19 protein-coding genes are annotated in these 23647 nt (G+C 70.9%); 17 read left to right on the plus strand and 2 right to left on the minus strand.

What is annotated here, in order from left to right; all coding sequences use genetic code 11:
• The first annotated feature begins 259 nt into the window (after positions 1-259).
• The 3 genes from N1028_RS12405 to N1028_RS12415 are packed head-to-tail and all read left to right on the plus strand — an operon-like array spanning position 260 to position 4151.
• Positions 260-1474, plus strand: a complete 1215-nt coding sequence (locus N1028_RS12405; RefSeq protein WP_259529380.1) for an MFS transporter — start codon at positions 260-262, stop codon at positions 1472-1474.
• Positions 1475-1476: 2 nt separating this feature from the next.
• Complete coding sequence (locus N1028_RS12410; RefSeq protein WP_259529383.1) at positions 1477-3177, plus strand: GMC oxidoreductase; 1701 nt, start codon at positions 1477-1479, stop codon at positions 3175-3177.
• Positions 3177-4151, plus strand: coding sequence for an MDR family oxidoreductase (locus N1028_RS12415; RefSeq protein WP_259529386.1), 975 nt, complete (start codon positions 3177-3179; stop codon positions 4149-4151). Before N1028_RS12410 ends, N1028_RS12415 begins: the two co-directional genes overlap by 1 nt.
• Before the next feature lie 442 nt (positions 4152-4593).
• Here N1028_RS12415 and N1028_RS12420 read toward each other — a convergent pair whose 3' ends face one another.
• Entirely contained in the window at positions 4594-6168 is a 1575-nt protein-coding gene (locus N1028_RS12420) for an aldehyde dehydrogenase family protein (protein WP_259529389.1), read from the minus strand.
• Between the two features lie 58 nt (positions 6169-6226).
• On the opposite strand from N1028_RS12420, the gene N1028_RS12425 reads away from it, so the two are divergent.
• The 14 genes from N1028_RS12425 (at position 6227) to N1028_RS12490 (ending at position 23199) form a co-directional block, all read left to right on the plus strand.
• On the plus strand, positions 6227-7219 hold the full coding sequence (locus tag N1028_RS12425; RefSeq protein ID WP_259529391.1) for a LysR substrate-binding domain-containing protein: 993 nt from the start codon (positions 6227-6229) through the stop codon (positions 7217-7219).
• Between the two features lie 90 nt (positions 7220-7309).
• Complete coding sequence (locus tag N1028_RS12430; RefSeq protein ID WP_259529393.1) at positions 7310-8416, plus strand: LLM class flavin-dependent oxidoreductase; 1107 nt, start codon at positions 7310-7312, stop codon at positions 8414-8416.
• Entirely contained in the window at positions 8413-9264 is an 852-nt protein-coding gene (locus N1028_RS12435; protein ID WP_259529396.1) for an alpha/beta fold hydrolase, read from the plus strand. Before N1028_RS12430 ends, N1028_RS12435 begins: the two co-directional genes overlap by 4 nt.
• Positions 9261-10853 carry a sugar ABC transporter ATP-binding protein gene (locus N1028_RS12440; protein WP_259529397.1) on the plus strand — a complete coding sequence of 531 codons (1593 nt, stop codon included), beginning with the start codon at positions 9261-9263 and terminating at the stop codon, positions 10851-10853. The genes N1028_RS12435 and N1028_RS12440 overlap by 4 nt, the downstream gene beginning before the upstream one ends.
• The gene (locus N1028_RS12445) at positions 10850-11887 is read left to right on the plus strand and encodes an ABC transporter permease (protein WP_259529398.1); all 1038 of its coding nucleotides are present in this window, start codon (positions 10850-10852) and stop codon (positions 11885-11887) included. Before N1028_RS12440 ends, N1028_RS12445 begins: the two co-directional genes overlap by 4 nt.
• Positions 11888-11889: 2 nt before the next feature.
• Entirely contained in the window at positions 11890-14001 is a 2112-nt protein-coding gene (locus N1028_RS12450; protein WP_259529400.1) for a GMC family oxidoreductase, read from the plus strand.
• Between the two features lie 141 nt (positions 14002-14142).
• Positions 14143-15156 carry a sugar ABC transporter substrate-binding protein gene (locus N1028_RS12455; RefSeq protein WP_259529402.1) on the plus strand — a complete coding sequence of 338 codons (1014 nt, stop codon included), beginning with the start codon at positions 14143-14145 and terminating at the stop codon, positions 15154-15156.
• Positions 15157-15250: 94 nt separating this feature from the next.
• Positions 15251-16699: an aldehyde dehydrogenase family protein gene (locus tag N1028_RS12460; RefSeq protein WP_259529404.1), complete on the plus strand. Its 1449-nt coding sequence runs from the start codon at positions 15251-15253 to the stop codon at positions 16697-16699.
• Positions 16700-16716: 17 nt separating this feature from the next.
• Positions 16717-17880: a thiolase family protein gene (locus N1028_RS12465; protein ID WP_259529406.1), complete on the plus strand. Its 1164-nt coding sequence runs from the start codon at positions 16717-16719 to the stop codon at positions 17878-17880.
• Positions 17877-18296: a zinc ribbon domain-containing protein gene (locus tag N1028_RS12470; protein ID WP_259529408.1), complete on the plus strand. Its 420-nt coding sequence runs from the start codon at positions 17877-17879 to the stop codon at positions 18294-18296. The genes N1028_RS12465 and N1028_RS12470 overlap by 4 nt, the downstream gene beginning before the upstream one ends.
• The gene (locus N1028_RS12475; RefSeq protein WP_259529409.1) at positions 18293-19885 is read left to right on the plus strand and encodes an AMP-binding protein; all 1593 of its coding nucleotides are present in this window, start codon (positions 18293-18295) and stop codon (positions 19883-19885) included. Before N1028_RS12470 ends, N1028_RS12475 begins: the two co-directional genes overlap by 4 nt.
• On the plus strand, positions 19882-21348 hold the full coding sequence (locus N1028_RS12480) for an amidase (RefSeq protein ID WP_259529410.1): 1467 nt from the start codon (positions 19882-19884) through the stop codon (positions 21346-21348). The genes N1028_RS12475 and N1028_RS12480 overlap by 4 nt, the downstream gene beginning before the upstream one ends.
• A gap of 131 nt (positions 21349-21479) precedes the next feature.
• A complete protein-coding gene (locus N1028_RS12485; RefSeq protein WP_259529420.1) occupies positions 21480-23036 on the plus strand; it encodes an FAD-dependent monooxygenase in 1557 nt (518 codons plus the stop codon).
• Positions 23037-23064: 28 nt separating this feature from the next.
• Positions 23065-23199 carry a hypothetical protein gene (locus N1028_RS12490; RefSeq protein WP_259529422.1) on the plus strand — a complete coding sequence of 45 codons (135 nt, stop codon included), beginning with the start codon at positions 23065-23067 and terminating at the stop codon, positions 23197-23199.
• Positions 23200-23230: 31 nt separating this feature from the next.
• On the opposite strand, the gene N1028_RS12495 is transcribed toward N1028_RS12490, so the two are convergent.
• Positions 23231-23605 (minus strand): VOC family protein, encoded by a 375-nt coding sequence (locus N1028_RS12495; protein ID WP_259529425.1) that lies wholly within the window; start codon positions 23603-23605, stop codon positions 23231-23233.
• Positions 23606-23647: the final 42 nt, after the last annotated feature.

Genomic DNA, 23647 nt, shown 5'->3' on the forward strand with positions numbered 1-23647 from the left:
CATCTCGTCGCTGAGTACATAATCCGTACTCTAATACGCGCCGCCGTCCGGGGACCCAACTTTCGGTGGTAGACGGCGCCGAACCGTGGCAGTTGGATGGGCGGCACCCGATCACGCCGTCGATGACGACGGCCGGTTGGCGCTCCAAGCGCCGGGCACCCCACCCTTCCCGAGACAGAGAGGTCTCCCTGCCATGGTCACGATCCCGCCCCCTTCTGTTAGACGATCACCGAACCGCTGGTGGTTCGTCGTCACCGCCATGCTTGCTCTGATCCTCGGCGCCGGCACCCTGAATGTTCTTTTCAACGTCGCCGCCGTGCCGATGATCGAGGAGTTCGGCTGGACCCTCGCGGACTTCACCAACGGGGCGTCCTTCGCCACCGTGGCTGCTGGCGTGAGCGCACTTATGGTCGGCATCCTCGTGTCGCGGTTCGGGCCACGGATCCCGACCGTGCCGATCTCGCTGGCGTTCGGTGGGGCCGTGATCCTGCTGGCGACAGCGAACGGAAGCGTGGCGTACTGGTGCGTTCTCTGCATCCTGCTCGGAGCCGTGGCCGGTGCCTCGACGCCTGTTGCCCACGTCACGGTCGTCACCGCGTGGTTCTCCGACCGGCGCGGAATCGCGCTGGGGCTCCTGGCGGTCGGCTCGGCCCTGGGCACCATCCTCATGCCGCCCATCGCCACGGCGATCGAAGCGACGTACGGATGGCGCGGGGTCTACATCGCGGTCGGGGCGCTGTGCGTGATCATTCCACCGGCGGTCTACGCGTTCGTCACACGCTTGCCGGCCGGAACGGTCATGCAGCAAGCAGCCGGGGCTGACGCTGCCGTGACCTCGAGCATCCGCTCGGTCACCCGTCTCCGACAGTTCTGGCTCCTGCTCGGCGGCATCCTGTTGGTGTCGACTGCGCTGTTCGGCCTGCTCAGCCAGGTGTTCCCCATCGCGGCGAGCCAGGGGTACGAGCCGGAGACGGCCGCCCTGCTGCTCTCGTCACTGGCCGTCAGCTCCTTGGTCGTGCACGGGATCGTCGGTTTCCTGCTCGACCGTCTCTATGCGCCGGGAATCGCTGTCGTGCTCTTCGCGCTCGGAGGCGTCGGGACCGTCCTTCTGTTCACCTCGGCCACGCTTCCGTTGTCGTTCCTCGGCGCCATCCTGGTGGGGGTCGCCTTCGGCGCCGAAGGCGACGTGGCGTCCTACATCGTCGGCAGGTACTTCCCCCTCGGCGCCTACGCCCGAGTCGTGGGGCTGGTGTTCTTCGTGCTCACCATCGGCGGTGCCATCGGCATGTTCCTGATCGGACAGCTGTACGTCGCGACGGGCGGGTACACCGTGCCGATGACTGTGCTCACATCACTGGTCGGTGCAGGCATCGTCTGCTTCCTCTGTTTCGGCCGATACACCTTCCGCCTCGACGGGACCAAGGCGGACGAAGCCACCGAGAAGGAACCGTCTCTATCGCCGGCGGGGCTCTGACCGTGGCCAGCTCCGATCACACCATCAACCAAGAGAGCGAGGAAGCCGACACGATGCTCAGAGATGATACGCGCCGCTCCGGTGCAACTGAACACGATTCCGTTCTCGATTTCGACTGGCTGATCGTCGGCTCGGGATTCGGCGGCAGCGTGGCCGCACTTCGGTTGGCGGAGAAGGGGTACCAGGTGGGGGTGATCGAACGGGGTCGCCGCTACGAAGACGACGAACTGCCGAGATCGGCCTCGGACACCGAGCGCTACTCCTGGAACCCCAAGAAGGGCCTCTACGGGATCATGCGACCCGCGCTCTTCAGACACGTGGTGAGTGCGGCGCAGACCGGTGTGGGAGGAGGGAGCCTCATGTACGGGGGTGTCCTCTTCCGGCCGCAGCTGCCATTCTACGAGGATCCCCAATGGCACCGGCTGGGTCAGTGGGAACAGATCCTCGCGCCGCACTTCGCAACGGCCGAACGGATGCTGGGAGTGCGCACGGCCCCGTGGCAGTCCGCCACCATGGCGCTCACGAAAGAGGTGGCAGCGCACTTCGGGTCACCAGGCTCCTTCGCTCTCTCACCTACCGGTGTGTTCTTCGGAGAGCCGGGCAAGACCGTCCCCGACCCGTACTTCGGGGGAGAGGGGCCGGACCGCACGGGGTGCCGACGCTGCGGCGAGTGCATGGTGGGTTGCCATACCGGTGCCGCGAACCGCCTGACCAAGAACTACCTCTGGTTCGCCGAGAAGGGCGGGGCGAGCATCATGGCCGAGCAGGAAGTGATCGATGTGACTCCGCTTGGCGCACCCGACGGCAGCGACGGCTATCGAATCACGACGGAAGCGCGCAGCCCCGGCCGGAACGGCGATCGTTCGTCCTACACCGCTCGCGGTGTCGTCTTCGCCGGGGGCGCCATCGCCACCAACGAACTGCTGGCCGATTGCAAGCACCGAGGTTCACTCGGGCTCATCAGCGATCGGCTCGGCGAGCTCGTGCGCACCAACAGCGAGACGGTCCTGAGTGTGCTCTTCCCGAAGGATCTCGACACCTGGCGCGATGTCACGGCGAGCAGCCGGGTCATCCTCGACCAGGATTCGCAGATCGAGTTCCTGACGCTTGGTCCCAACGCGGATGCGCAGCAGGCACTGTTCACCGTGCTCACTGGCGCGGGGAGCAGACCCCGACGGATAGCCCGGTGGCTTGGAGGAGCGATCCGGCATCCGCGTCGGCTGTGGTCGGTGCGACGGCAGACCGGTTGGAGCACGCGTACCCTGCAGATGCTCGTGATGCAGCCGCGTGACAACGCCCTCCGCTTTCGAGCCAAGAAGCGGCGAGGCGGCAACGGCTACCGACTGGTGAGCGAGAGTGACCCGGCCCGGCCCGCTCCCACCCACATCGAGATCGGACACCGGGTGGCGTCCTGGGTTGCCGAGCAGACCGGCGGCGTGGCGGAGAGCAGTATCTTCGAGGCGTTCTTCAACATCCCGCAGACTGCGCACATGCTGGGCGGTGCAGTGATCGGCGCCGACCCGTCCACAGGAGTGATCGACGAGCACCACCACGTGTTCGGCTACCGCAACCTGATCGTCTGCGATGCCTCAGCGCTCCCCGCCAATCCCGGTGTCAATCCCGCCCTCACCATCACAGCTCTTGCCGAACATGCGATGTCACACATCCCCGTTCGCCTCGAATCCGACCGGAAGGCAGCGTGATGCGCGCCATCGTCTCCCACAGTGAGAATCAACCCGCCCAGCTGAACGAGGTCGGTGAACCAGACCGGGAATCCGGAGACGTGCTCCTAGAGGTGACGCACTCGAGTGTGAACTTTAAGGACGGCCTGGCATTAGCCGGGCGCGGCATCGTGCGCCGCTGGCCGACCGTGCTCGGCATCGACATTGTCGGGACGGTCGCCGAGTCTGCCTCGAACGCCTTCTCCGTCGGAGACAGGGTGACTCTCAACGGTGCGGGTGCCGGAGAAGTTCGTGACGGCGGCTTCGCGGAACGTGCCCGGGTCTCGTCAGAGTCGCTGATCCGCATTCCAGATTCGATCTCGTCGTCTCAAGCGGCCGCGATCGGCACGGCAGGATTCACCGCAACCATCGCCGTGCTCGCGCTGGCAGATCTCGGCGTGCTTCCGGACGGCGGTGACGTGCTGGTCACCGGAGCAGCAGGGGGGGTGGGGTCCCTTGCCATCAACCTGCTTTCCCGTCGTGGCTATCGCGTCGTGGCGTCGACCGGCCGGGCCGCCGAGCAGAGCGCCTTCCTGTCTTCGCTCGGCGCAGCGGAGGTCATCGATCGCTCGCAGTTCTCGGATCCCATCGCTCACCCGCTGCAACGGGAACGATGGGGCGCCGCTGTGGACTCGATCGGCTCCCACACCCTGGCGAACGTTCTTGCTCAGACACGCTACGGAGGAGTCGTCGTCAGCAACGGCATGGCGCAGGGGATCGACCTGCCGGCGACCGTGCTGCCCTTCATCCTTCGTGCGATCACACTGGTGGGCGCGAACTCCGTCGATGCCCCACGTGGTCTGCGCGAGCGCGCGTGGGCGACGCTCGGTGATGAACTCGATCTTCAGGCGCTGGACTCATTGACGGCCGTCGTCGGCCTTGGCGACACCATCGCAATCGCCGACGAGATCCTCCACGGGCGCATCCGCGGGCGCACCGTCGTGCAGATCGCCTGAGAAACAGAAGTCCGGCCGTCGCGTATGGCGACGGTTAGGTACCAGTCAACATGACGGCCGGACGCACCATCCGACGGCGAGGGGTTCGCCCGCTCGCCGTCAGTAGAACGATCACGTGGCAGGCGGGAGCCACCGGGTGAGCATCGATTGGTCGGACGTGTGGATGCTCTTTGAGTGATTATCCAGCCGCCCCAGAACAGGCGCACCGTGCGCCGTAGTTGCTCATCCCGACAGTGGTTGGAGCGTGATCACGGAGTGGCATACTTTCCGCCCACTCGCATCCCTCGCCCTCCGCACGGCAAGCGCCCATCCGGCCCGGAACGCCACCGCCGCGAGTCCGGCCACCACCGCGACTGCCCCGCCGAGCACCTCCCACCGCGCCTGGGAACTCACCCCTCCACGCCACCCCACGCCGCTCACCCCGAGGAGGCGGCAGCAGGACCTACCGGCCCTGCCCCGCCCACATCTGCGCCCTGGGCGCTCCGAGGTCGATGTTGACGGACTTGGTGGCCGAGTACTCGTCGAGGGTCTGCTCCGCCGTCTCGCGGCCGAAGCCGCTGTCGCCCACGCCGCCCATGGGCATCCCGGCCGGCAGGTCGAACCACTTGTTCACCCACACCATGCCCGCCTTGAGCGACCCGGCGATGGTGTGGGCGCGCGCGAGGTCCTGGGTCCAGACACCGGCCGCGAGCCCGTACCGGGTGCTGTTGGCGCGGCGCACGGCGTCGGAGTAGTCGCTGAACCGCTCCGCCACCGTCACCGGACCGAACACCTCGTTGCGCGCGATCCGGGAGCTGCCGTCGTCGTCGGCGATCATGACGGGTGCTTGGAAGAAGCCCGGCCCCGAGGGCGCCGCTCCGCTCGTGAGGAACCCGACGCCGTCTTCCCGCGCCGTCGCCAGGTGCTCCTGCACGAGCGAGAGCTGGCGCGACGAGACGAGCGGCCCGAGCTCCGTGGCGGGATCCGTGGCGTCACCGAGCCGGATGGAGTCGGCCACCCGCACGAACTCGTGCACGAAGTCGTCGTAGATCCGCTCGTGCAGCAGCAGTCGCGACGAGGCGATGCAGGCCTCGCCGTTGGCCATGTAGATCCCGGTGAGAGCGTCGTGCACCGCACGGTCGAGATCCGCGTCCTCCGCCACGATCATCGCGCCCTTGCCGCCGAGCTCCATGAGCGCCGGGGTGAGCGCGAGGGCCGCGTTGCCGAGGATCAGGCGCGCCGTGGCCGGGCCCCCGGTGAAGGTGATCTTCGCCACGTCGAGGTGCGACGAGAGCGCCGCCCCAACGGCCCCGTGCCCGCACACCACGTTGACGACTCCCGGCTCGAGCAGATCCTCGATGAGCTTCAGGAACTCCAGCACGCTCGCGCTCGCGTACTCCGAGGGCTTCACCACCGCCGTGTTGCCCGCGGCCAGGATGGGCGCGAGCTTGTTGGCGAGCGTAATGAGCGGCGAGTTCCAGGGCAGGATGACGGCGATCACCCCGAGCGGCTCGCGCACGGTGTAGACCAGCGAGTGCGGATCGGAGACGGGCACGTGGTCGCCGTGGTGGGCCCGGATGACACCCGCGAAGAACCGGAAGATGGCCGAGACGGTGGGGATGTCGCCCGCGAACGCCTCGCGGATGGGCCGCCCGTTCTCGGTGGCGAGCAGTGGCGCGAAGGCGGCGCCGTGCTGCTCGAAGCGGTCGGCGATGGCCAGCAGCACGAGCTGACGCTGCTCGGCCGAGGTGCGCGACCAGGCCGGGAAGGCCGCCTGAGCGGCGCGCACGGCGTCGTCGACATCGGCCGGTGAGCTCTCCGGCAGCACGGCCCAGGCCTCGCCGACACTCGGATCGATGGCGTCGAATCCGCCGGCCGCCGGCCGCCAGCGGCCCCCGATGAGGTTCTCGTAGTCGCCGTCGGCGCGGAAGGAATCGCGCCCGGAGGCGGGGGAGACGGGGGAGTCGATCATCGTGTGCAGCTCCTGTTCGGGGTGCCCGGTGACGCAGGCGACGTGCTCGTCGCGGCAGTTTGTCATGACTTCGCGTCGATCGTCAAGAAAAGCGAATGAAAGGGCCACGCCGTACTGTGGCCCCATGGCATCGATCGTGAGCAGGCTACTCGACGGCCGGGTGCGGATGCGCCACTTCGTGCTCGTGCAGGCTGTGGCCGAGCACGGCACCCTGAGCGGGGCCGCCGCCGAGCTCGGCGTGACCCAGCCCTACGTCACCCGCAGCCTGCAGGAGCTCGAGGCCGCGATCGGCACGGTGCTCTTCGACCGCGGCCCCCGCGGCGTGACACCGACGCCCCAGGGCCAGATCTTCGTGGAGTACGCCGCCGCCGTGCTCAACACGATGCGTCAGGCGGGCGAGCGGCTCGACGACTTCGCCCTCGGCGCCTCGACGGGACTCGTGCGGGTGGGCGTCAACCTCGCGACCGTGCACATGCTGCTGCCCGAGGCGATCCTGCGCTTCAAGGAGACCGCCTCGTGGGTGACGATCTCGCTCGTGGAGGAGTACCAGAACGCCCTCCGCGCCATGCTCAGCCGCAACGAGCTCGACATGCTCGTGGGCCGCATCCCCACCGAGCGCTCGAGCGAGAATCAGTACCTGCGGCTCTACGAGGATCCCCTCGTGCTGGCGGTGCGCAAGGAGCATCCGATGCTCGGCCGCGACGTCGGTGTGCCCGACCTGATGGACCTGCCCTGGATCGTGCCCGGGTACTCCTCGGTCTTCCGCAGCGAGATCGACGGGCTCTTCCTCGTGCACGGCCTCAGCCAGCCGAGGAACCTGATCGAGAGCTCGACCATCACGGCCACCCGGCCCATCCTCCGCCGCATCGACGCCGTTGCCGTGCTGCCGCGCTCGCTCGTGCTCGCCGACCCCGCGCTCGCACCGCTCTCGGTGACCGTCGACACCGTGCCGCGGGAGATCGGGATCACGATCCGCGGCGGTGCGGTGGAGGATCCGGTGCTGACCGACTTCATCGCCTGCGTGGTGACCGTGGCGCGCGAGCTCAGCGAGCAGCCGCAGTTGTCATCAGATCGAAACCCCGCCGATGCTGCGGAAACATCCCCGAAACAATCTTGACATAGCGCCGCACCGAGCTATGCCTAATCTGCATAGTGTTCCCGTTTACGCATTAGTCACCTCCCGGATCGGGCGTAAAGATTGCGTGTCATGAAGCACTTGCGCTCTGGCGACACCGGCACCGACTTCCAGCTCGGCCTGTTCAGCGCGAACTCCCCGGGCGGGCTCGCCATGACCAAGGCGCCCGAACGCTGGTCGGGCTCGTGGGACGACAACCGTGCACTCGCCGTGATGGCCGACGAGGCCGGGATCGACTTCCTGCTCCCCATCGCGCGCTTCATCGGCTACGGCGGCGAGACCGACTTCCACGGCGAGATCCTCGACCCGCTCTCGTGGCAGGCCGGGCTCCTGGCCGCCACGGAGCGGATCGGCGTCTTCGCCACCGTGCACACGGCCTTCAACCACCCCGTGATCACCGCGAAGGCCCTCGCGACCAACTCGCAGATCGGCCACGGCCGCGCGGGCATCAACATCGTGGCCGGGTGGAACCAGCCCGAGTACGAGGTCTTCGGCGTCGACCTGCCGAGCGAGCACGACGCCCGCTACGCCCTCGCCCAGGAGTGGTGGGACATCGTGCGCACCGTGCTCACCGCCGAGGAGCCCTTCGACTGGAACGGCGAGCACTACTCGCTGAAGCACGTCATCGGCAAGCCGAAGTCGTTCGGCGGGCTGCCCCCGGTGCTGAACGCCGGTTCGTCGACCCAGGGGCGCGAGTTCGCCGCCCGCAACGCCGACTACGTCTTCACCGTGGTGGGCGCTCCCGAGGACGGCGCCCCCATCGTGCAGTCGGTCACGGCGGATGCCAGGGCCCGCGGCCGTGACACCGGCGCGATCACCCTCACCCACGTGGTCTGCCGACCCACCGACGCCGAGGCGGAGGAGTTCCTGCACTACTACGCCGACGAGCAGGCCGACTGGGAGGGCATCGACAACGCGATGCGCCTGCAGGGCCTGCATGCGAAGACCTTCACCCCCGAGATGCTCGGCTCGTTCCGCAGCCGCTTCGCCGCGGGCTACGGCAGCGCGCCGCTGGTGGGCAGCCCGGACACCATCGCCGCCCTCATCCAGCGCTACGCCGACGCCGGATTCGCCGGCACCACGCTGAGCTTCATGAACTACCTCGACGAGCTGCCCTTCTTCGTCGAGGAGGTGCTGCCCCGGCTGGAGGGCCGCGGCATCCGGGGAGAGCGACGATGAGCACCGGCCTGGGCACCGGCACGAGCACCGGTACCGGCACCGGCACCGTCCGGTACGGCTACGCCGCCACCCCGCTCGGCCAGCTGCACTACGCCGAGGCGGGTGAGGGCCCCGCCCTTCTCCTTCTGCACCAGACCCCGCGCTCGCTCGATGAGTACGCCGAACTGCTGCCCCTCGTGGCCACCGAGTACCGCGCCATCGCGATGGACATGTACGGCTTCGGCCAGAGCGCCAAGCCTGAGGGCCCGCAGAGCATCGAGCAGTTCGCCGCGGGCGCGCTCGCACTGGCCGACGCCCTCGGCCTCGAGCGCTTCGCCGTGATGGGTCACCACACCGGTGCGGTCGTGGCCGTCGAGCTGGCGGCCGCCGCCCCGGATCGGGTGGACGCCGTCGTGCTCTCCTCGCCCGCCTACACGGATGCCGCCTACCGCGAGGCCCACGCGAACGGCCCGGGCGTCGACGAGGCCGAGACCGCCGCCGACGGGTCGCACCTCACCACGCTGTGGTCCCTCCGCGCTCCTTATTACCCGGGTGCACGGCCCGACCTCCTCGACCGCTTCATCCGCGACGCCCTCGCCCCCGGGGTCGTGCCCGCCGAGGGCCACCTCGCCTGCGCGCGCTACGCGATGGAGGAGCGGATAGGCCTCGTCACCGCGCCTGTGCTCGTCATCGGCGCCTCCGAGGATCCGTTCGCCCTGCCCGACGTGGCCAAGACCGCCGACGCCCTCGTGCACGCCGTGGTCGTGGAGACGGCCGTGATCGAGGGCGGCACCATCCCGCTTCTGGAGCACAAGAGCGGCGAGGTCGCCGCCGTGGTGCTGCCGTTCCTCGCCGGGAGCCGATCGTGAACGCATCCGAGCCCGCCCTCATCCGGGTCGAGAACCTCGTCAAGCGCTTCCCCGGCGTCGTGGCCCTCGACGACGTGAGCCTCGAGATCCGTGCCGGGGAGGTGCTCGCGCTCACCGGCGAGAACGGATCGGGCAAGTCCACACTCTCGAAGATCGTCGGCGGCCTCTACCAGCCGGATGGCGGGCGCATCCTCGTCGACGGGGTCGAGCGTCGGCTCGCCAACCCGCACGCGGCCCTCGAGCACGGCATCGTGCTGATCAGCCAGGAGCTCACCCTCGCACCCACCCTCACGGTGGCCGAGAACGTGCTGCTCGGCCGCCTTCCCCGCCGCGGCGGCGCGGTCGACTGGCCCGAGACCCGGCGCCGGGCGGCAGAGGTGCTCGCCGAGCTCGGCGTGCACATCGATGTGGAGCGCCGGGTCGACTCGCTGAGCGTGGAGCTGCAGCAGGAGGTCGAGATCGCCCGCGCCATCTCCACCCGCGCGCGCCTGCTCATCCTCGACGAGGCCACGAGCTCGCTCTCGGAGGGTGCCACCCTCCGGCTGCTCGACATCGTGGCCGGTCTCTCGGCGCGCGGCGTGGCGGTGCTCATGATCACGCACCGCATGCCCGAGATCTACGCGAGCTGCTCGCGAGCGGTCGTGCTCCGCGACGGCGCGCTCGCGGGCGAGGCCCCGCTTCCGGCCACCGCCGAGCACGAGCTCGTGCGCATGATGGTGGGCCGCGAGCTGCTCGACTACTACGGCAGCCGCGTGGCCGCGCCCGCGGGCGTCGTGCTCGAGGTCGAGGGGCTGCACACCGCCGACGGCGCCCTGCAGCCCGTGGCCTTCGAGGTGCGTGCGGGCGAAGTGCTGGGCGTGGCCGGACTCGTCGGATCGGGCAAGGCCGAACTGGCCATGGCCCTCGGCGGCGCCATCCCGGCGCGCGGCGACGTGCGGGTGGGCGGCAGGCCGCTGCGCCTCGGCAGCCCCCGGCGCGCGATCGCGGCCGGCATCGGCTACGTGCCGGACGACCGCCGCCGCGAGGCCCTGTTGCCGCCGCGGAGCGTGGCCGAGAACATCAGCTTCGCCTGGCTCGGCACGATCACCCGGTTCGGCTTCGTGCGGGTCGCTGCCGAGCGCCGCGACGTCGCGAAGGTGGTCGCCGACTACGGCGTGAAGACCTCCTCGCTCGACAAGCGCATCACGCTGCTCTCGGGCGGCAACCAGCAGAAGGCCATCCTCGGCCGCACCTTCGCGCGAGGCTGCCCGGTCTACGTGCTCAACGAACCCACCCGCGGCGTCGACGTCGGCTCGAAGAGCGCGATCTACGGCTACATCCAGGCCCTCGCCGAGAAGGGCGCCGCCGTGGTGCTGATCTCCTCCGAGCTGCCCGAGCTGATCGGTCTCTCGGATCGCGTGGCCGTGTTCCATCACGGCGGCATCCGCGCCGTCGTCTCGGGCGACGACCTCACCGAGGAGGTGCTCGGGGCCTACGCCGTGAGCGGCACCCGGCCGGGCGACCACCCCTCCGTGGTCATCTCCACCGACACCCCCACCAGCGCAGACACCCCCACCAGCGCCGTCGCCGGCGCGGGAAGGACACGATGAACCAGTCCACAGCGGAGCGCACCGACGTGAAGGCGGCGCCCCCGGCCCGCCGTCCGGTGCTCTCGCGCATCGCGGCCGCCACCGGCCCTGCCACCGGCGCGATCGCGGGCATCGTCATCCTCACGGTCATCCTCGCCCTCACCCAGCCGGTGTTCCTCACCTGGGGCAACATCACGAACCTCGTGGGCGCCAACAGCGTCACGCTCGTGCTCGCCCTCGGCGCCACCTTCGTGCTGCTCGCGGGTGGCCTCGACCTCTCGATCGTGGCCGCGAGCGCCGCCACCGGCATGGTGTTCGGCCTCATGCTGCAGAGCGGAGCCGACGCCCTCCCGGCCATCGCCGTCACGCTCCTCGCGGGCCTGGTCTTCGGACTGCTCAACGGCGTGCTCACGAGCTACGCGCGGATCCCGTTCCTCGTGGTGACCCTCGGCACCGCCTCGCTCTTCGCGAGCATCGCCCTGCTGCTTAACGACGGAAAGACCATCAACGTCTTCGACTTCCCCGGCTTCGCCTTCGTGAACGACTTCGTGCTGGGGCAGGCGTTCGGGATCCCCTTCATCCTCATGTTCGACATCGTGCTCGTGGTCATCACCGCGGTGGTGCTCCGCTACACCAAGTTCGGCCGCGGCATCTACGCCGTGGGCTCCAACGCCGAGGCGGCGCGGCTGAACGGCATCAACGTGCGGCTCACGACGATGCTCGTCTACGTGATCGTGGGCTTCACCGCCGCGCTCGCCTCGCTCGTGCAGGTGGGCCGGCTCGCCGGGGCGGCCCCGACCTTCGACGCCACGCTGCTGCTGACGGTCATCGCCGCCGTGCTGATCGGCGGCACCGCCTACACCGGTGGCGAGGGCGGCGTGGGCGGCACGGTGCTCGGTGTTCTCTTCCTCGGCGTGATCCAGAACGGGCTGACGCTCACGAGCGTCTCCTCCTTCTGGCGGGGCGCGGTCAACGGGATCGTGCTCATCCTCGCCGTCGCGCTGGGAGTGGCGCGACAGTACGGCTGGCTGCGATTCGGGCGGAAAGGACGATGACGATGACCGACACGCACACCCTCACCCAGAACGACCACACCCACGGCAGTGCCACTCATGGCGCCGGTCGGGAGCTGCAGGACGAGATCGTCAGGGCGGTCTGCGACGCCCTGCTGCCCGCGCTCGAGCCCCCGGCCGACGCGCTCGGCGACCCCGTGCTCGAGGCCTACTACCGCGACGGCGCCGTCGCGCGAGGCATCGACGTGGCCGTGGCCGCCGCGGTGCCGACCCTCGACGCGACGCTCCGCCGCGCGATCGCGGGACTCGCCGAGCACCTCGAGGCGACCGGATTCCTCGAAGCGGATGCCGACCCCGAGTCGGGGGAGCGGGTCGCGATGCTGCGCGCGGCCGGCGACGCGTCGCTCGCCCACCGCAACGCGGTCCGCCAGCTCAAGAGCATGGCGATGGGCACCTTCGTCAACGCGGTCGACGAGACCGGCACGAACCCCGTCTGGCCCGCCCTCGGCTACGGCCCGCTCACCTACCGTCCGGCCACACCGGGCGAGACGCCCAAGAACCTCCGGGTCGAGACGCCGAAGGCGGGTGACGAGGTCGTGCTCACCGCCGACGTGGTCGTGGTGGGCTCGGGTGCCGGTGGCGGCGTGATCGCCGCTCGCGCCGCGGGGGCCGGCCTCTCGGTCGTCGTGCTCGACGCCGGTCCGCACGTGGTCGACGCCAAGCGCACCCAGCACGGCGCCGAGGGCGGACCGCTCTTCCTCGGCCGCGGTGGCCTGTTCTCCGAGACCGGGCAGATGGGCATCCTCGCCGGCTCGGCCGTGGGAGGCGGCACCCTCATCAACTCGATGGTGAGCCTGCGGCCGCCGCAGAAGATCCGCGAGCTGTGGGCGAGTGAGGGCCTCGAGGGCCTCGACGGCCCGGAGTTCGACGTGCACCTCGACCGGGTCTGGAGCCGCCTCGGCGTGAACACCGAGGCCTCGCATCACAACGCGAACACCCGCGCCATGATCACGGGCCTCGCCGAGCTCGGCTACGCCCACGAGCGGCTGCCGCGCAACTTCGTGGCCGACGGCGTGAGCGAGTTCTGCCCGTTCTGCGCCGAGGGCTGCACGCACCAGCAGGGCTATCGCGCCTCGACCGTGGTGACCTACCTCGACGACGCCGTCGCTTCGGGGGCCCGCGTGTTCGCCGGGGCCTGGGTCGACCGGGTGCTCGCGGCCGACGGCCGGGCAGCCGGCGTGGTCGGCACCATCGAGACCGCCGACGGCCCCCGTCCGCTCCGCGTGGACGCCCCCACGGTGGTCGTGGCCGCCGGCGGCATCGAGTCGCCGGCGCTCCTGCTGCGCTCGGGCATCGGCGGACCGGCCGTGGGGCGGAACCTGCGCCTGCACCCGGCCTGGATCGTGACCGGCGTCTACGACGAGGCCATCGAGGCCTGGCACGGCCAGATCCAGTCGGCCGTGAGCTTCGACCTCACCGAGGTGGTCGACGGCGAGGGGTTCCTGGTGGAGTCGCTCTCGCTCAACATCGGCAGCTGGGCGGGGCTCAGTCCCCTCGCCGAAGGGCGCACCGCTCGCGACCGGATGCGCTCCTTCGACCGCTACGCCACCTGGCACGGCGTGGCGCACGACCACGGCGCCGGCCGGATCGTGCTCGACGACGAGGGCCGTGCGGCCCTGATCTGGGATCTCGACGACGACATCGACTACCGCGTGGGCGTGCGCGCGCACCAGGAGCTCGCCCGCATGCACCGGGCCGCGGGCGCGAAGGAGATCTTCACCTTCCTCTGGCGCGACCTGCGCTGGCGCGACGGAGAGGACTTCGAGGCGTTCCTCGAGGCGCTCGCCGCGGAGCCGCCGCGCGACCACCTCGCGATGTCGGCCCATCAGATGGGCTCGTGCCGGCTCGGCTCGGACCCGGCCGTCTCGGTGGCCGACGGCCGCGGGCAGCTGCACGACGTGGCCGGGGTGTGGATCGGCGACGCCTCGGCGCTGCCGACCGCTCCGGGGGTGAACCCGATGATCACCGTCATGGCGGTCGCCGAGCGCACCGCGGAGGCGCTCGTCGCCGCAGCCGCTCCCGCCGTGACCGCTCCCGCCGTGACCGCTCCCGCCGCGACCGCCCCCGCCCGCACCTCGCCTCGAGAGGCAGACTGACCCCGGCCGGCCCGCTCCCCGCCCCTCCCCACCAGCCCCTCCTCGGGCTCCCGTGCATCCGCACGCCCGAAAACAGGCCGAGGAGCCCCCGCATCACCCCGAAAGCACCAATCAACACATCCTGAAGAGAGGTCGTTCGACATGAAGTCCAAGACACCCGTGGCCATCGCGGCGCTGATCCCCGCAGCCCTCCTGCTCGCCGCCTGCAGCGGCGGCACCACCGATGCGGAAGGCGGCGGCGACGACTCCGGCGCCTGGAGCCTCGGCTACTCCACGCCGGTCGGCGCGCAGCCCGGCCAGCAGCAGATCGCCGAGACCATCGGGGCGGCCACCACCGAGCTCGGCTGGAGCAACGAGATCCTCGACGCCAACCTCTCGGTCGACAAGCAGGTCTCCGACGTGCAGACCATGCTGCAGCTCGGCGTGAACGCGATCGGACTGTGGGCGCTCGACTCGAACGCCCTGCGGAGCGCCTACGCCCAGGCCGCCAGCCAGGACGTCAAGCTCATCGGCCTCAACAGCGAGGCCGAGGAGTTCGACGGCACCGTCTCGTGGCAGACCCACGTGTGCCTCGACGGCGGGCCGAGCGACCAGACCGCCGAGTACATCGCCTCGGCGAAGCCAGACGCCGAGGTGATCGTGATCGGCGGGCCGCCCGTCGCCTCGATCACCGCCACGGTCGAGTGCTTCACCGAAGCGGCTGAGGCTGCGGGCATCACGATCGTGAACCAGACCGACAACACCGCCGACGACAGCGCGACCGCGGCCTCGATCGTCTCCGACCTGCTGCTGCAGTACCCGGACGTCGACGCGATCTGGTCGTACAACGACGCTTCGGCACTCGGCGCCTCCTCGGCCATCACGCAGGCCGGCGGCACCATCTACGACGGCTCGAACGACGGCGTCATCACGATCGGCATCAACGGCGACGCGGATGCCATCCAGGCCGTCGAGCAGGGCCGCCTCACGGGCACCTGGGACCCGAACCCGCCGGCCACCGGCTGGGCGATGGTGAAGGCCGCCGAGCTGCTGAAGGACGGCGAGGCCGCCGACCTGATCGTGGAGGCCACGTTCTGGACGGCCGAGAACCTGGCCGACTACGTCGCTCCCGAGGATCGGGTCTACACGCTCGACACGATCCCGCTGGTCGAGTAGCGATCGCCGCGCGACCCGGCAGCGCGGCATCCCAGCACCACCGATCCACAGATCCACCGATCCACCGATCCACCTGAAGAAAGGCGACGACGGCATGAGCGCACCCACCCGGCTCCTGATCGGCGGCCGATGGGCCGACGCGAGCGACGGAGGCACGAGGGAGACCCTCGACCCCGCCTCCGGACTCGTGATCGGCACGGCGGCCGAGGCCACTCGTGACGACGTCGACGAAGCGGTCCGTGCCGCGCGGGAGGCCTTCCGGTCTCCCGCGTGGCGCGGCCTCACCCCGGATGCCAGGGGCCGGCTGCTCTGGCGCGTCGCCGAGCTGATCGAGCGCGACGCCGACGAGCTCGCCGCCCTCGAGGTCGCCGACTCCGGCCAGCCCATCGGCATGGCCCGCGACGTCAACGTGCCGCTCGGCGCCCAGGTCTTCCGCTACTACGCGGGCTACGCCACGAAGCTGGAGGGGAAGACCTCGCAGGTCTCCATCCCCGGCCAGCTCACCTACACGCTGCGGGAGCCGATCGGCGTCACCGCGCTCATCACGCCCTGGAACGTGCCCTTCGCCATCGCGGCATGGAAGCTCGCGCCGGCCCTCGCCACCGGCAACGTCGCCATCCTGAAGCCGGCCGAGCAGACCCCGCTCTCGACGGTGCGGCTCGCCGAGCTGTGCGAGGAGGCCGGCCTGCCTCCCGGTGTCGTGAGCCTTCTGACCGGCGGACCCGAGGTGGGCAAGGCCCTCGTGGCGCACCGCGGCGTGGGCAAGGTCTCGTTCACCGGATCGACCGAGGTGGGGCAGGAGATCGTGCGCTCCGCGGCCGGCAACCTCAAGCGGGTCTCGCTCGAGCTCGGCGGCAAGGCGCCGAGCATCGTCGCGGCCGACGCCGACATCGACGCCGCCGTGCAGGGCAACCTGCAGGGCGCGGCCTTCAACTCGGGACAGGCCTGCGGTGCCTACACGCGCTTCTACGTGCACGAGTCCCGGCTGGCGGAGTTCTCGGAGAAGATCGCCGCAGCCGCCGAGAGGCTCGTGATCGGCCCGGGCAGCGACCCCGACACCGTGCTCGGCCCGCTCATCTCGGAGGAGCAGCTCGAGAAGGTGCACACCGCGGTCCAGGCAGCGGTCGCCGGAGGGGCGACCCTCCTCACCGGCGGATCGCGCGCCGACGGCGCCCTCGCCTCCGGCTGCTTCTACCGCCCCACCGTGCTCACCGGAGTGACCGACGACATGGCGGTGGCGCGCGACGAACTCTTCGGGCCCGTCATCCCGATCTTCGGTTTCACCGACCTCGACGAGGCGATCGAGCGCGCCAACGATTCCGACTACGGTCTCGCGAGCGTGGTGTGGACGAGCGATCTCCGCACCGCCCACCGGGTGGGGGCCGAGGTGCGGGCCGGCACCGTGTTCGTCAACCAGCTGCCCCTCATCGACCCCGCTGCCCCGTGGGGTGGCATCGGCCTGAGCGGCTGGGGCCGCGAGATGGGCTCCTACGCCATCGACGCCTTCACGGAGACGAAGAGCGTCTTCGTCAACCTCATCTGAGGGCGGACGGACCGCACATGCTCGATTCCGCATACATCGTCGGCGCCGCCGAGACTCCGTACACCCGGCATCCTGAACCCGGCGTCAGCACCTCTGGTCTGCTCGTGCAGGCCGCCCGCGAGGCCGTCGCCACGGCAGGGCTCCGCTGGTCAGACGTCGACGGCCTCGGGGTGTCGAGCTTCACGCTCGGCCCCGACCACGCCGTCGACCTCGCCTGGCGTGCGGGCCTGGGCCCCCTGAGCTGGCTCATGGAGGACACCAACGGTGGCGCGAGCGCCTTGAACATGCTGCAGCACGCCGAGCTCGCCATCCGCTCGGGACAGGCCTCGACGATCGTGCTCGTCTCGGGCGACCGGATGGACGCGGCCGCGTTCCGGATGCTCGTGGAGCACTACAACCGCGCGACCGAGGAGCACCTCGCGCCGCTGCCGATCACGGGCCCGAACGCGCTGTTCGCGCTCCTCACCCAGCGGCAGATGACGGCGCTCGGGCTCTCGCGGCGCGACTACGGGCACATCATCACCGCGCAGCGGGAGTGGGCGGGGCTCAACCCGGGCGCCGTGTACCGTGCGCCGCTCAGCCTGGAGGAGTACCTCGACGCACCGCTCGTGGCGCCGCCGCTCGGGAGGTACGACTGCGTGCCCCCGGTGAGCGGGGCGGATGCCATCGTGCTGACCGCCGGCCCGGCCACAGCCGGAATCGGCGGGTCCGGCCGTGCCGTGCGGGTGCTCGCGGTGGAGACGACCATCGGGATCGACGACCAGGATGCCGACGGGCTCACCACCGGACTCGTGCAGGCAGCGCCGCGCGCCTGGGAGCGCTCCGGACTCGGGGCCTCGGACATGGACGTGTTGAGCGTCTACGACGACTATCCCGCCATGGCGCTCGCGCAGCTCATCGACCTCGGCGCGATCGCCGCCGAGGACGCCCAGCGCGACCTGGCCGAGCGGATCGGCACCCGGCGTCTGCCCGTGAACACGGCGGGCGGCCAGCTCTCGGCCGGGCAGGCGGGAGCCGCCGCCGGCATGCACGGCGTGGTCGAGACCTACCGCCAGCTCGCCGGCATCGCGGGGGAGCGGCAGGTCGCGGACGCGCGCTTCGGGGTCGTGACCGGGTACGGCATGGTGCTGTACCGATACGGGGCCTGCGCGAACGTGGCGGTCCTGGAGGGCGTGCGATGAGCGGCCCCGCCTTCTTCCAGCGGTGCACCTCGTGCTCGGCCGTCTCGTTTCCGCCCCGGCTCGCCTGCCGGGCGTGCGGTGGGGCGGCGTTCGAGCAGATCGAGGCCGGGCCCGGTGTCGTGGAGGAGGTCACGGAGCTCCCCGGCGGCCTCCGCATCGCCTCGGTGCGGGCCCGCGGCGTGCTCGTGGTCTGCTCGACGCCCTCGGCGGTCGAGGCCGGCGCCTCCGTGGCTCTCGTCGACTCACCGCCCGGCCCGGGCGACTCCCCAGCAGCCGCCGCAGTCGCCTCCGCCCCAGACACCGCCCCCACCGCCAGCATGACCGCCCAGGCGGTCCACCTCCCGGGCTCCGCCCGCGCGGAGCCCGCCGCACTCTTCACCACCACCGCTCACATCGAGAACGAGGGAACCCCATGACCCGCATCCCCCAACTGGACCGCCCGCTCGCCGACTGCACCATCCCGGCCATGCTCCAGCGCCGGGCCGACGAGATGCCCGACGACCTGCTGCTGAGGTCCGGCAGCGAATCGCGCACGGGTGCCGAGCAGCTGCGCGTGGTGCGCGGGTTCGGCGGGGTGCTCGCCGACGCGGGTGTGGGCGTGGGCGACCGGGTGGCGATGCTCTCGGGCAACCGGCTGGAGCTGCTCGACATGATCCTCGCCGCCGCCTGGGTCGGGGCCGTCGCCGTGCCCCTCAACCCCGCCCTCACGCCGCCGCAGCTCCGGCATGCGCTGCTCAACAGCGGTGCGCGCCTGCTGCTCGCCGACGACCAGGGGCTCGCCGGATTCGCCAGGCTCGACGACCCGGTCGCGGTCGAGCGGGTGCTGAGCTTCGAGGCGCCCGCCGTCGCTGGAGCGAGTGTGCTGTCGCTGCCCGTCGAGCCCATCCCGGCCGTCTCGCGCGAGGTGGAGGCCGCCGCCGTCGCACCCTCCGACATCGCCGCCATCCTCTACACCTCAGGCACCACCGGGCCCTCGAAGGGCGTGCTCTGCCCGCACGCGCAGTTCTACTGGTGGGGCCGCAACCAGACGCTGCACATGCGCTTCACCCGCGACGACGTGCTCTTCACCACGCTGCCGCTGTTCCACACCAACGCCCTCAACGCCTTCATCCAGGCGGTGGTGTCTGGCGCGTCGTTCGTGGTGGCGCGCCGGTTCTCGGCAAGCCGCTTCTGGGGCGAGGCCGCCGAGTGCGGAGCCACGTTCACGTTCCTGCTCGGGGCGATGGTGGGCATCCTGCTCAACCGGCCCGAGAGCGAGTACGTGCCGCACACCGTGCGGGCGGCCCTCGCGCCCGCCACGCCCGCGCGCATGCTGCCGGAGTTCAAGGAGCGGTTCGGGGTGAACCTCGTCGACGCCTTCGGCTCGACCGAGACCAACCTCGCGATCGCGGTGCCGGTCGACGAGCTGCGCCCGGGCTACCTCGGCGTCTCGGTGCCGGGCTTCGACAACCGGGTGATCGATCCGGAGAACGGCGAGCCGCTGCCCGACGGCGTGCCGGGCGAGCTGCTCATCCGGAGCGACCAGCCCTACGCGCTCGCCCGCGGCTACTTCGGCATGCCGAACGAGACGGTGAAGGCGTGGGACGACCTCTGGTTCCACACGGGTGACCGCGTGGTGCGGGAGGAGGACGGCTGGTTCCGCTTCCTCGACCGCATCAAGGACATCATCCGGCGGAGGGGCGAGAACATCTCGTCGGTCGAGGTCGAGTCGACCGTGCTGCAGCATCCGGGCGTCGCGGCCGTCGCGGCATACGCGGTGCCGTCCGAGCTCGGCGAGGAGGAGGTGCAGGTCTCGGTCGAGGTCAAGGCGGGGGTGGAGCTCGATCCGCGGGAGCTGATCGAGTTCGTCGAGCCGCACCTGCCGCCGTTCGCGGTGCCGCGCTTCATCGTGTTCGAGCATGACCTGCCCCGCACCGCCAACGGCAAGGTCAGCAAGGCCGAGCTCCGCAAGCGCGGCGCCGCGGTCGACCGCTGGGACCGCGAGTCGGAGACGGCCGACCGATGAGCGAGTCGTCGGCCCTGCTCGCGCTCGACGCCACCGGGCAGGCAGAGGCGGTGCGCAGCGGGCTCGTGACCGCCCGGGAGCTGCTCTCGCTGTCGCTCGCGCGCATCGAGGAGGCGGATGCCGCGGTGAACGCGGTCGTGTTCGTCGACGAGGATGCGGCGGAGCGCGCGGGAGCCCCTGCCGGAGCCGGCTCTGAGGCTGCCCCGTTCGCCGGGGTGCCGATCCTGCTGAAGGATCTCGGTGCGGCCGCGGTGGGGCATCCGGATCACCAGGGGAGCGTCGCGCGGAAAGACGCGGGCTGCAGCTTCGACCACGACTCGGCCGTCGTGCGGCGGCTTCGCGCGGGCGGCTTCGTGCCGATCGGCCGCACCAACTCGGCCGAGTTCGGGCTGCACTCCGAGACCAGGAACCTCGCCTACGGGCTCACCCGCAACCCCTGGGACGTGAGCCGGTCGGCGGGCGGTTCCTCGGGCGGCTCGGCGGCCGCGGTGGCGGCGGGCATGACGGCGCTCGCGCAGGGCACCGACGGGGGTGGATCGCTGCGCAACCCGGCGGCGCACTGTGGGCTCGTGGCGCTCAAGGTGAGCCGCGGCACCATCAGCGGGGCGCCCGGCGGGGAGTCGCTGTACGGGATCTCGCAGACCGGGGTGCTCACGCGGTCGGTGCGGGATGCGCGGGCCGTGCTCGCGCTGCTGGCCGGCCGGGAGCCGGGAGACGCCGTGGTGTCGCCGGGGCTCGTGCGCGGGGGACCGTCTGCCGGCGCGGCGCTCGGAGCTGCTCACGAGGCGGCGCACGGCGCTGCTGCGCGGCCGCTCCGCATCGGGGTGCTCGACCACGATCCGGGCGGGGTCTACGACGTCTCGCCCGAGATCCGCTCGGCCGTGCTCGAGACGGCCGGCCTGCTCGAAGGGCTCGGGCACGTCGTGGAGCCCGCCTGGCCCGCGGCGATGTTCGTCGACGACTTCGCCGAGCGGTGGTTCGCCGCGCTCCTGCCGTTCGCGAAGGTCGCGAGGGATCGCGCGGCTGCAGCGGCGGAAGCAGCCGGGGCGACGGCGCGGTTCGATCCGATCACCGAGCACTGGGCCGCGCTCGCGGCCTCGCAGACCTCGGCGGAGCACGTGGAGGCGATGGGCTGGTTCGACGGGTTCCGGCGGCGCGTGCAGTCCTGGTGGCAGGAGTTCGACGTGCTGCTGTGCCCGGTGCTCCCGCTGCAGCCCCAGCCGGCCGGCCAGTTCGCCGACGGTGCCGACGGCATCGCGGAGTCCATCCGCATCCTGCGCTTCACGCCGCAGGCCAACATGACGGGCCTGCCGGCGGTGAGCGTGCCGGCGGGGTTCGCGGGTGGTGTGCCGGTGGGGGTGCAGCTCGTGGGGGCCTACGGTGCCGACCTGCAGCTGCTCGATCTCGCGGAGTCGCTCGAGGAGGCGCGGCCGTGGCGCACCTCGGTGCTCGCGCCGGCTTAGCGGTACCGACCTGGCTCACCGGCGCGAGCTGTGCCGCGCACGGGGGCTGTCGTGGCCACACGGCCGGCGGTTAGAGTCGGCGAGGGCGGTGCGAGGGCTGAATCGACCATCCGCTCAGAGACGAGTGCCCCGTGACCGAATCGACCGTCCCCCCGACCGACGCCGAGACCGACGTCCTGATCGCCGGCGCAGGTCCCGTGGGCCTCGTGCTCGCCATCGAGCTCGCCCGGCGCGGCGTCGCCGTGCGCATCGTCGACACGCTGCCCTCGCCCACCACCGAGTCGCGCGCGATCGTGGTGCACTCGCGGTCGCTCGACCACGTCGAGATGCTGGGATCGCTGCCGGCGCTGCTCGAGAAGTCGCGGGTGGCTCGCGGCATGGCGATGCACGACGGCGACACGACCGTGGCTGAGGTCTCGTTCGAGGGCATCCGGGCCGTGCACCCCTTCTCGGCCGCCATCGCCCAGACCGACACCGAGTCGCTGCTCGCCGAGCGGTTGCAGCAGCTCGGCGTGAGCGTCGAGCGGTCCACGGCCCTGAGCGGTTTCGCCCAGGATGCGGACGGTGTCGACGCCGAGCTGACGGGCGCCGACGGTCGGACGCGCCGGCTGCGAGCCCGCTATCTGGTGGGCACCGACGGCGCCCGCAGCACGGTGCGCCACGGCATGGGGCAGCGCCTCGAGGGTTCGTTCGCGGGCGAGGACTTCTTGCTGGGCGACGTCGAGGGCGAGCACCACTACGACGACTCGCAGTTCCACACGTTCTTCTCACCGGGCACCGGCACGGGTTTGCTGTTCCCCCTGCTGGGTGAGCGTGTCCGGGTGTTCGCCCAGCTCGAGCCAGGCATCGATCCCGATCGCCCGGTCACCGTCGAGTGGTTGCAGCAGGCGCTGGATGAGCGCGGCATCCGACTGCGCATCCACGAGGCGCACTGGCTCACCCGCGTCACGCTCAAGCACGGTCAGGTGCCGCGCTATCGCGACGGCCGCGTGTTCCTCGCGGGCGATGCGGCGCACATCCACAGTCCGGCCGGGGGCCTCGGCATGAACACGGGCATGCAGGATGCGACCAACCTCGGTTGGAAGCTCGCCCAGGCCCTGCGGGCCGGCGACACGGCGGGGCTGCTCGACAGCTACCACGCCGAGCGGCACCCTGTCGCCGCCGATGTGATCTCGTTCACCACCCGGCTCTCGGCGGCCGGCACGCTGACGAACCCGGTGGCGCAGCACGCCCGCAACGTGCTCATGCACCTCGGTCTCGGCATCCCGGCGGTGGCCGAGAAGATGGTCGACCGCGTGGAGCAGCAGAACGTGGCCTACCGGCGCAGCCCGATCGTCGGCGGCCAGGGCGGGGTGCTGAAGCCGGGCGACTACCTGCACCTCGCCGACACCGTCGTGGCGGAGGCCCTCGCTCGGCACCCGGGCCACCTCGCCATCCTCCTGCCGGGCCGCAACTCGGCGTCGCCCGCGCCGCTGCCGAACTGGATCGAGGAGCTCGCCGTCAGCGAGCGCGACGCGGATGCCCTCCGGCGATCGGCCGGCCTGCCCCACGGCGGCCTCGTGATCGTGCGCCCCGACGGCTATGTGGGCCACATCGACGCTGATCCCGCGGCCGGCCTCCGCGACTACGCCCGGCGGCTGTCAGCGGTCGGCGGGGAGGAGGCCGCGTTCCAGCATGCGATCGGCTGAGGCGATCGCGTCCTTCACGAATCGCTCGGTGAGGGCGTCGTTCGAGGGCGACAGCCTGGTCGCATCGTCGGCCGGGGAGTTCCCCGGGAGCCCGCAGCCATTCGCGTTCTCCTTCGACGTGGACGGCGATCTCGTCAAGGGCCTGTCCATCGATCCGGCCTGATCGCGGGGGCTGATGCCAGGGCGCGGTTCGATCACGGGGCTGGGCGTGAGAAGAGATTGACGAGGTTGCCGTCAGGGTCGCGGAAGAGGGTGGACCTGTTGCCCCACGGCATGGTTGTCGGCGGCAGAGCGACGTCGTCCAGCACGTCGTGGAGGCGTGCGAATTCGGCGTCGACGTCTGTGACGAGGAATTCGATGATGATCGAGTTGTTGCTAGCCGGCTGTGGCGCGCTGTCGCCGAGCATGGCGACCGTCGCCGTGCTCGCTATCGCCAAGGTGCCCGAGGTCGTTCGGAGTTCGGCGAACACCGGAGAGGGCCGCGTGGCCGTGACTCCCGTCACCGCCTCGTAGAAGCGGGTGAGCCGGTCGACGTCGCGGGTGATGATGCGGAGTGAGGCGAGGTCCATGTCTTCCTTCCAGCCGCGCCATCCGGCCCGACCTCATCATTT

Source organism: Herbiconiux oxytropis (genome assembly GCF_024979315.1).
Taxonomy (GTDB): Bacteria; Actinomycetota; Actinomycetes; order Actinomycetales; family Microbacteriaceae; genus Herbiconiux; species Herbiconiux oxytropis.

Coding starts and splice junctions, on each gene's coding strand:
- N1028_RS12415 (WP_259529386.1), top strand. CDS start 3,177: ATGCGCGCCATCGTCTCCCACAGTGAGAATCAACCCGCCCAGCTGAAC.
- N1028_RS12455 (WP_259529402.1), top strand. CDS start 14,143: ATGAAGTCCAAGACACCCGTGGCCATCGCGGCGCTGATCCCCGCAGCC.
- N1028_RS12480 (WP_259529410.1), top strand. CDS start 19,882: ATGAGCGAGTCGTCGGCCCTGCTCGCGCTCGACGCCACCGGGCAGGCA.
- N1028_RS12450 (WP_259529400.1), top strand. CDS start 11,890: ATGACCGACACGCACACCCTCACCCAGAACGACCACACCCACGGCAGT.
- N1028_RS12475 (WP_259529409.1), top strand. CDS start 18,293: ATGACCCGCATCCCCCAACTGGACCGCCCGCTCGCCGACTGCACCATC.
- N1028_RS12465 (WP_259529406.1), top strand. CDS start 16,717: ATGCTCGATTCCGCATACATCGTCGGCGCCGCCGAGACTCCGTACACC.
- N1028_RS12435 (WP_259529396.1), top strand. CDS start 8,413: ATGAGCACCGGCCTGGGCACCGGCACGAGCACCGGTACCGGCACCGGC.
- N1028_RS12470 (WP_259529408.1), top strand. CDS start 17,877: ATGAGCGGCCCCGCCTTCTTCCAGCGGTGCACCTCGTGCTCGGCCGTC.
- N1028_RS12425 (WP_259529391.1), top strand. CDS start 6,227: ATGGCATCGATCGTGAGCAGGCTACTCGACGGCCGGGTGCGGATGCGC.
- N1028_RS12420 (WP_259529389.1), bottom strand. CDS start 6,168: ATGACAAACTGCCGCGACGAGCACGTCGCCTGCGTCACCGGGCACCCC.
- N1028_RS12430 (WP_259529393.1), top strand. CDS start 7,310: ATGAAGCACTTGCGCTCTGGCGACACCGGCACCGACTTCCAGCTCGGC.
- N1028_RS12495 (WP_259529425.1), bottom strand. CDS start 23,605: ATGGACCTCGCCTCACTCCGCATCATCACCCGCGACGTCGACCGGCTC.
- N1028_RS12405 (WP_259529380.1), top strand. CDS start 260: ATGCTTGCTCTGATCCTCGGCGCCGGCACCCTGAATGTTCTTTTCAAC.
- N1028_RS12445 (WP_259529398.1), top strand. CDS start 10,850: ATGAACCAGTCCACAGCGGAGCGCACCGACGTGAAGGCGGCGCCCCCG.
- N1028_RS12460 (WP_259529404.1), top strand. CDS start 15,251: ATGAGCGCACCCACCCGGCTCCTGATCGGCGGCCGATGGGCCGACGCG.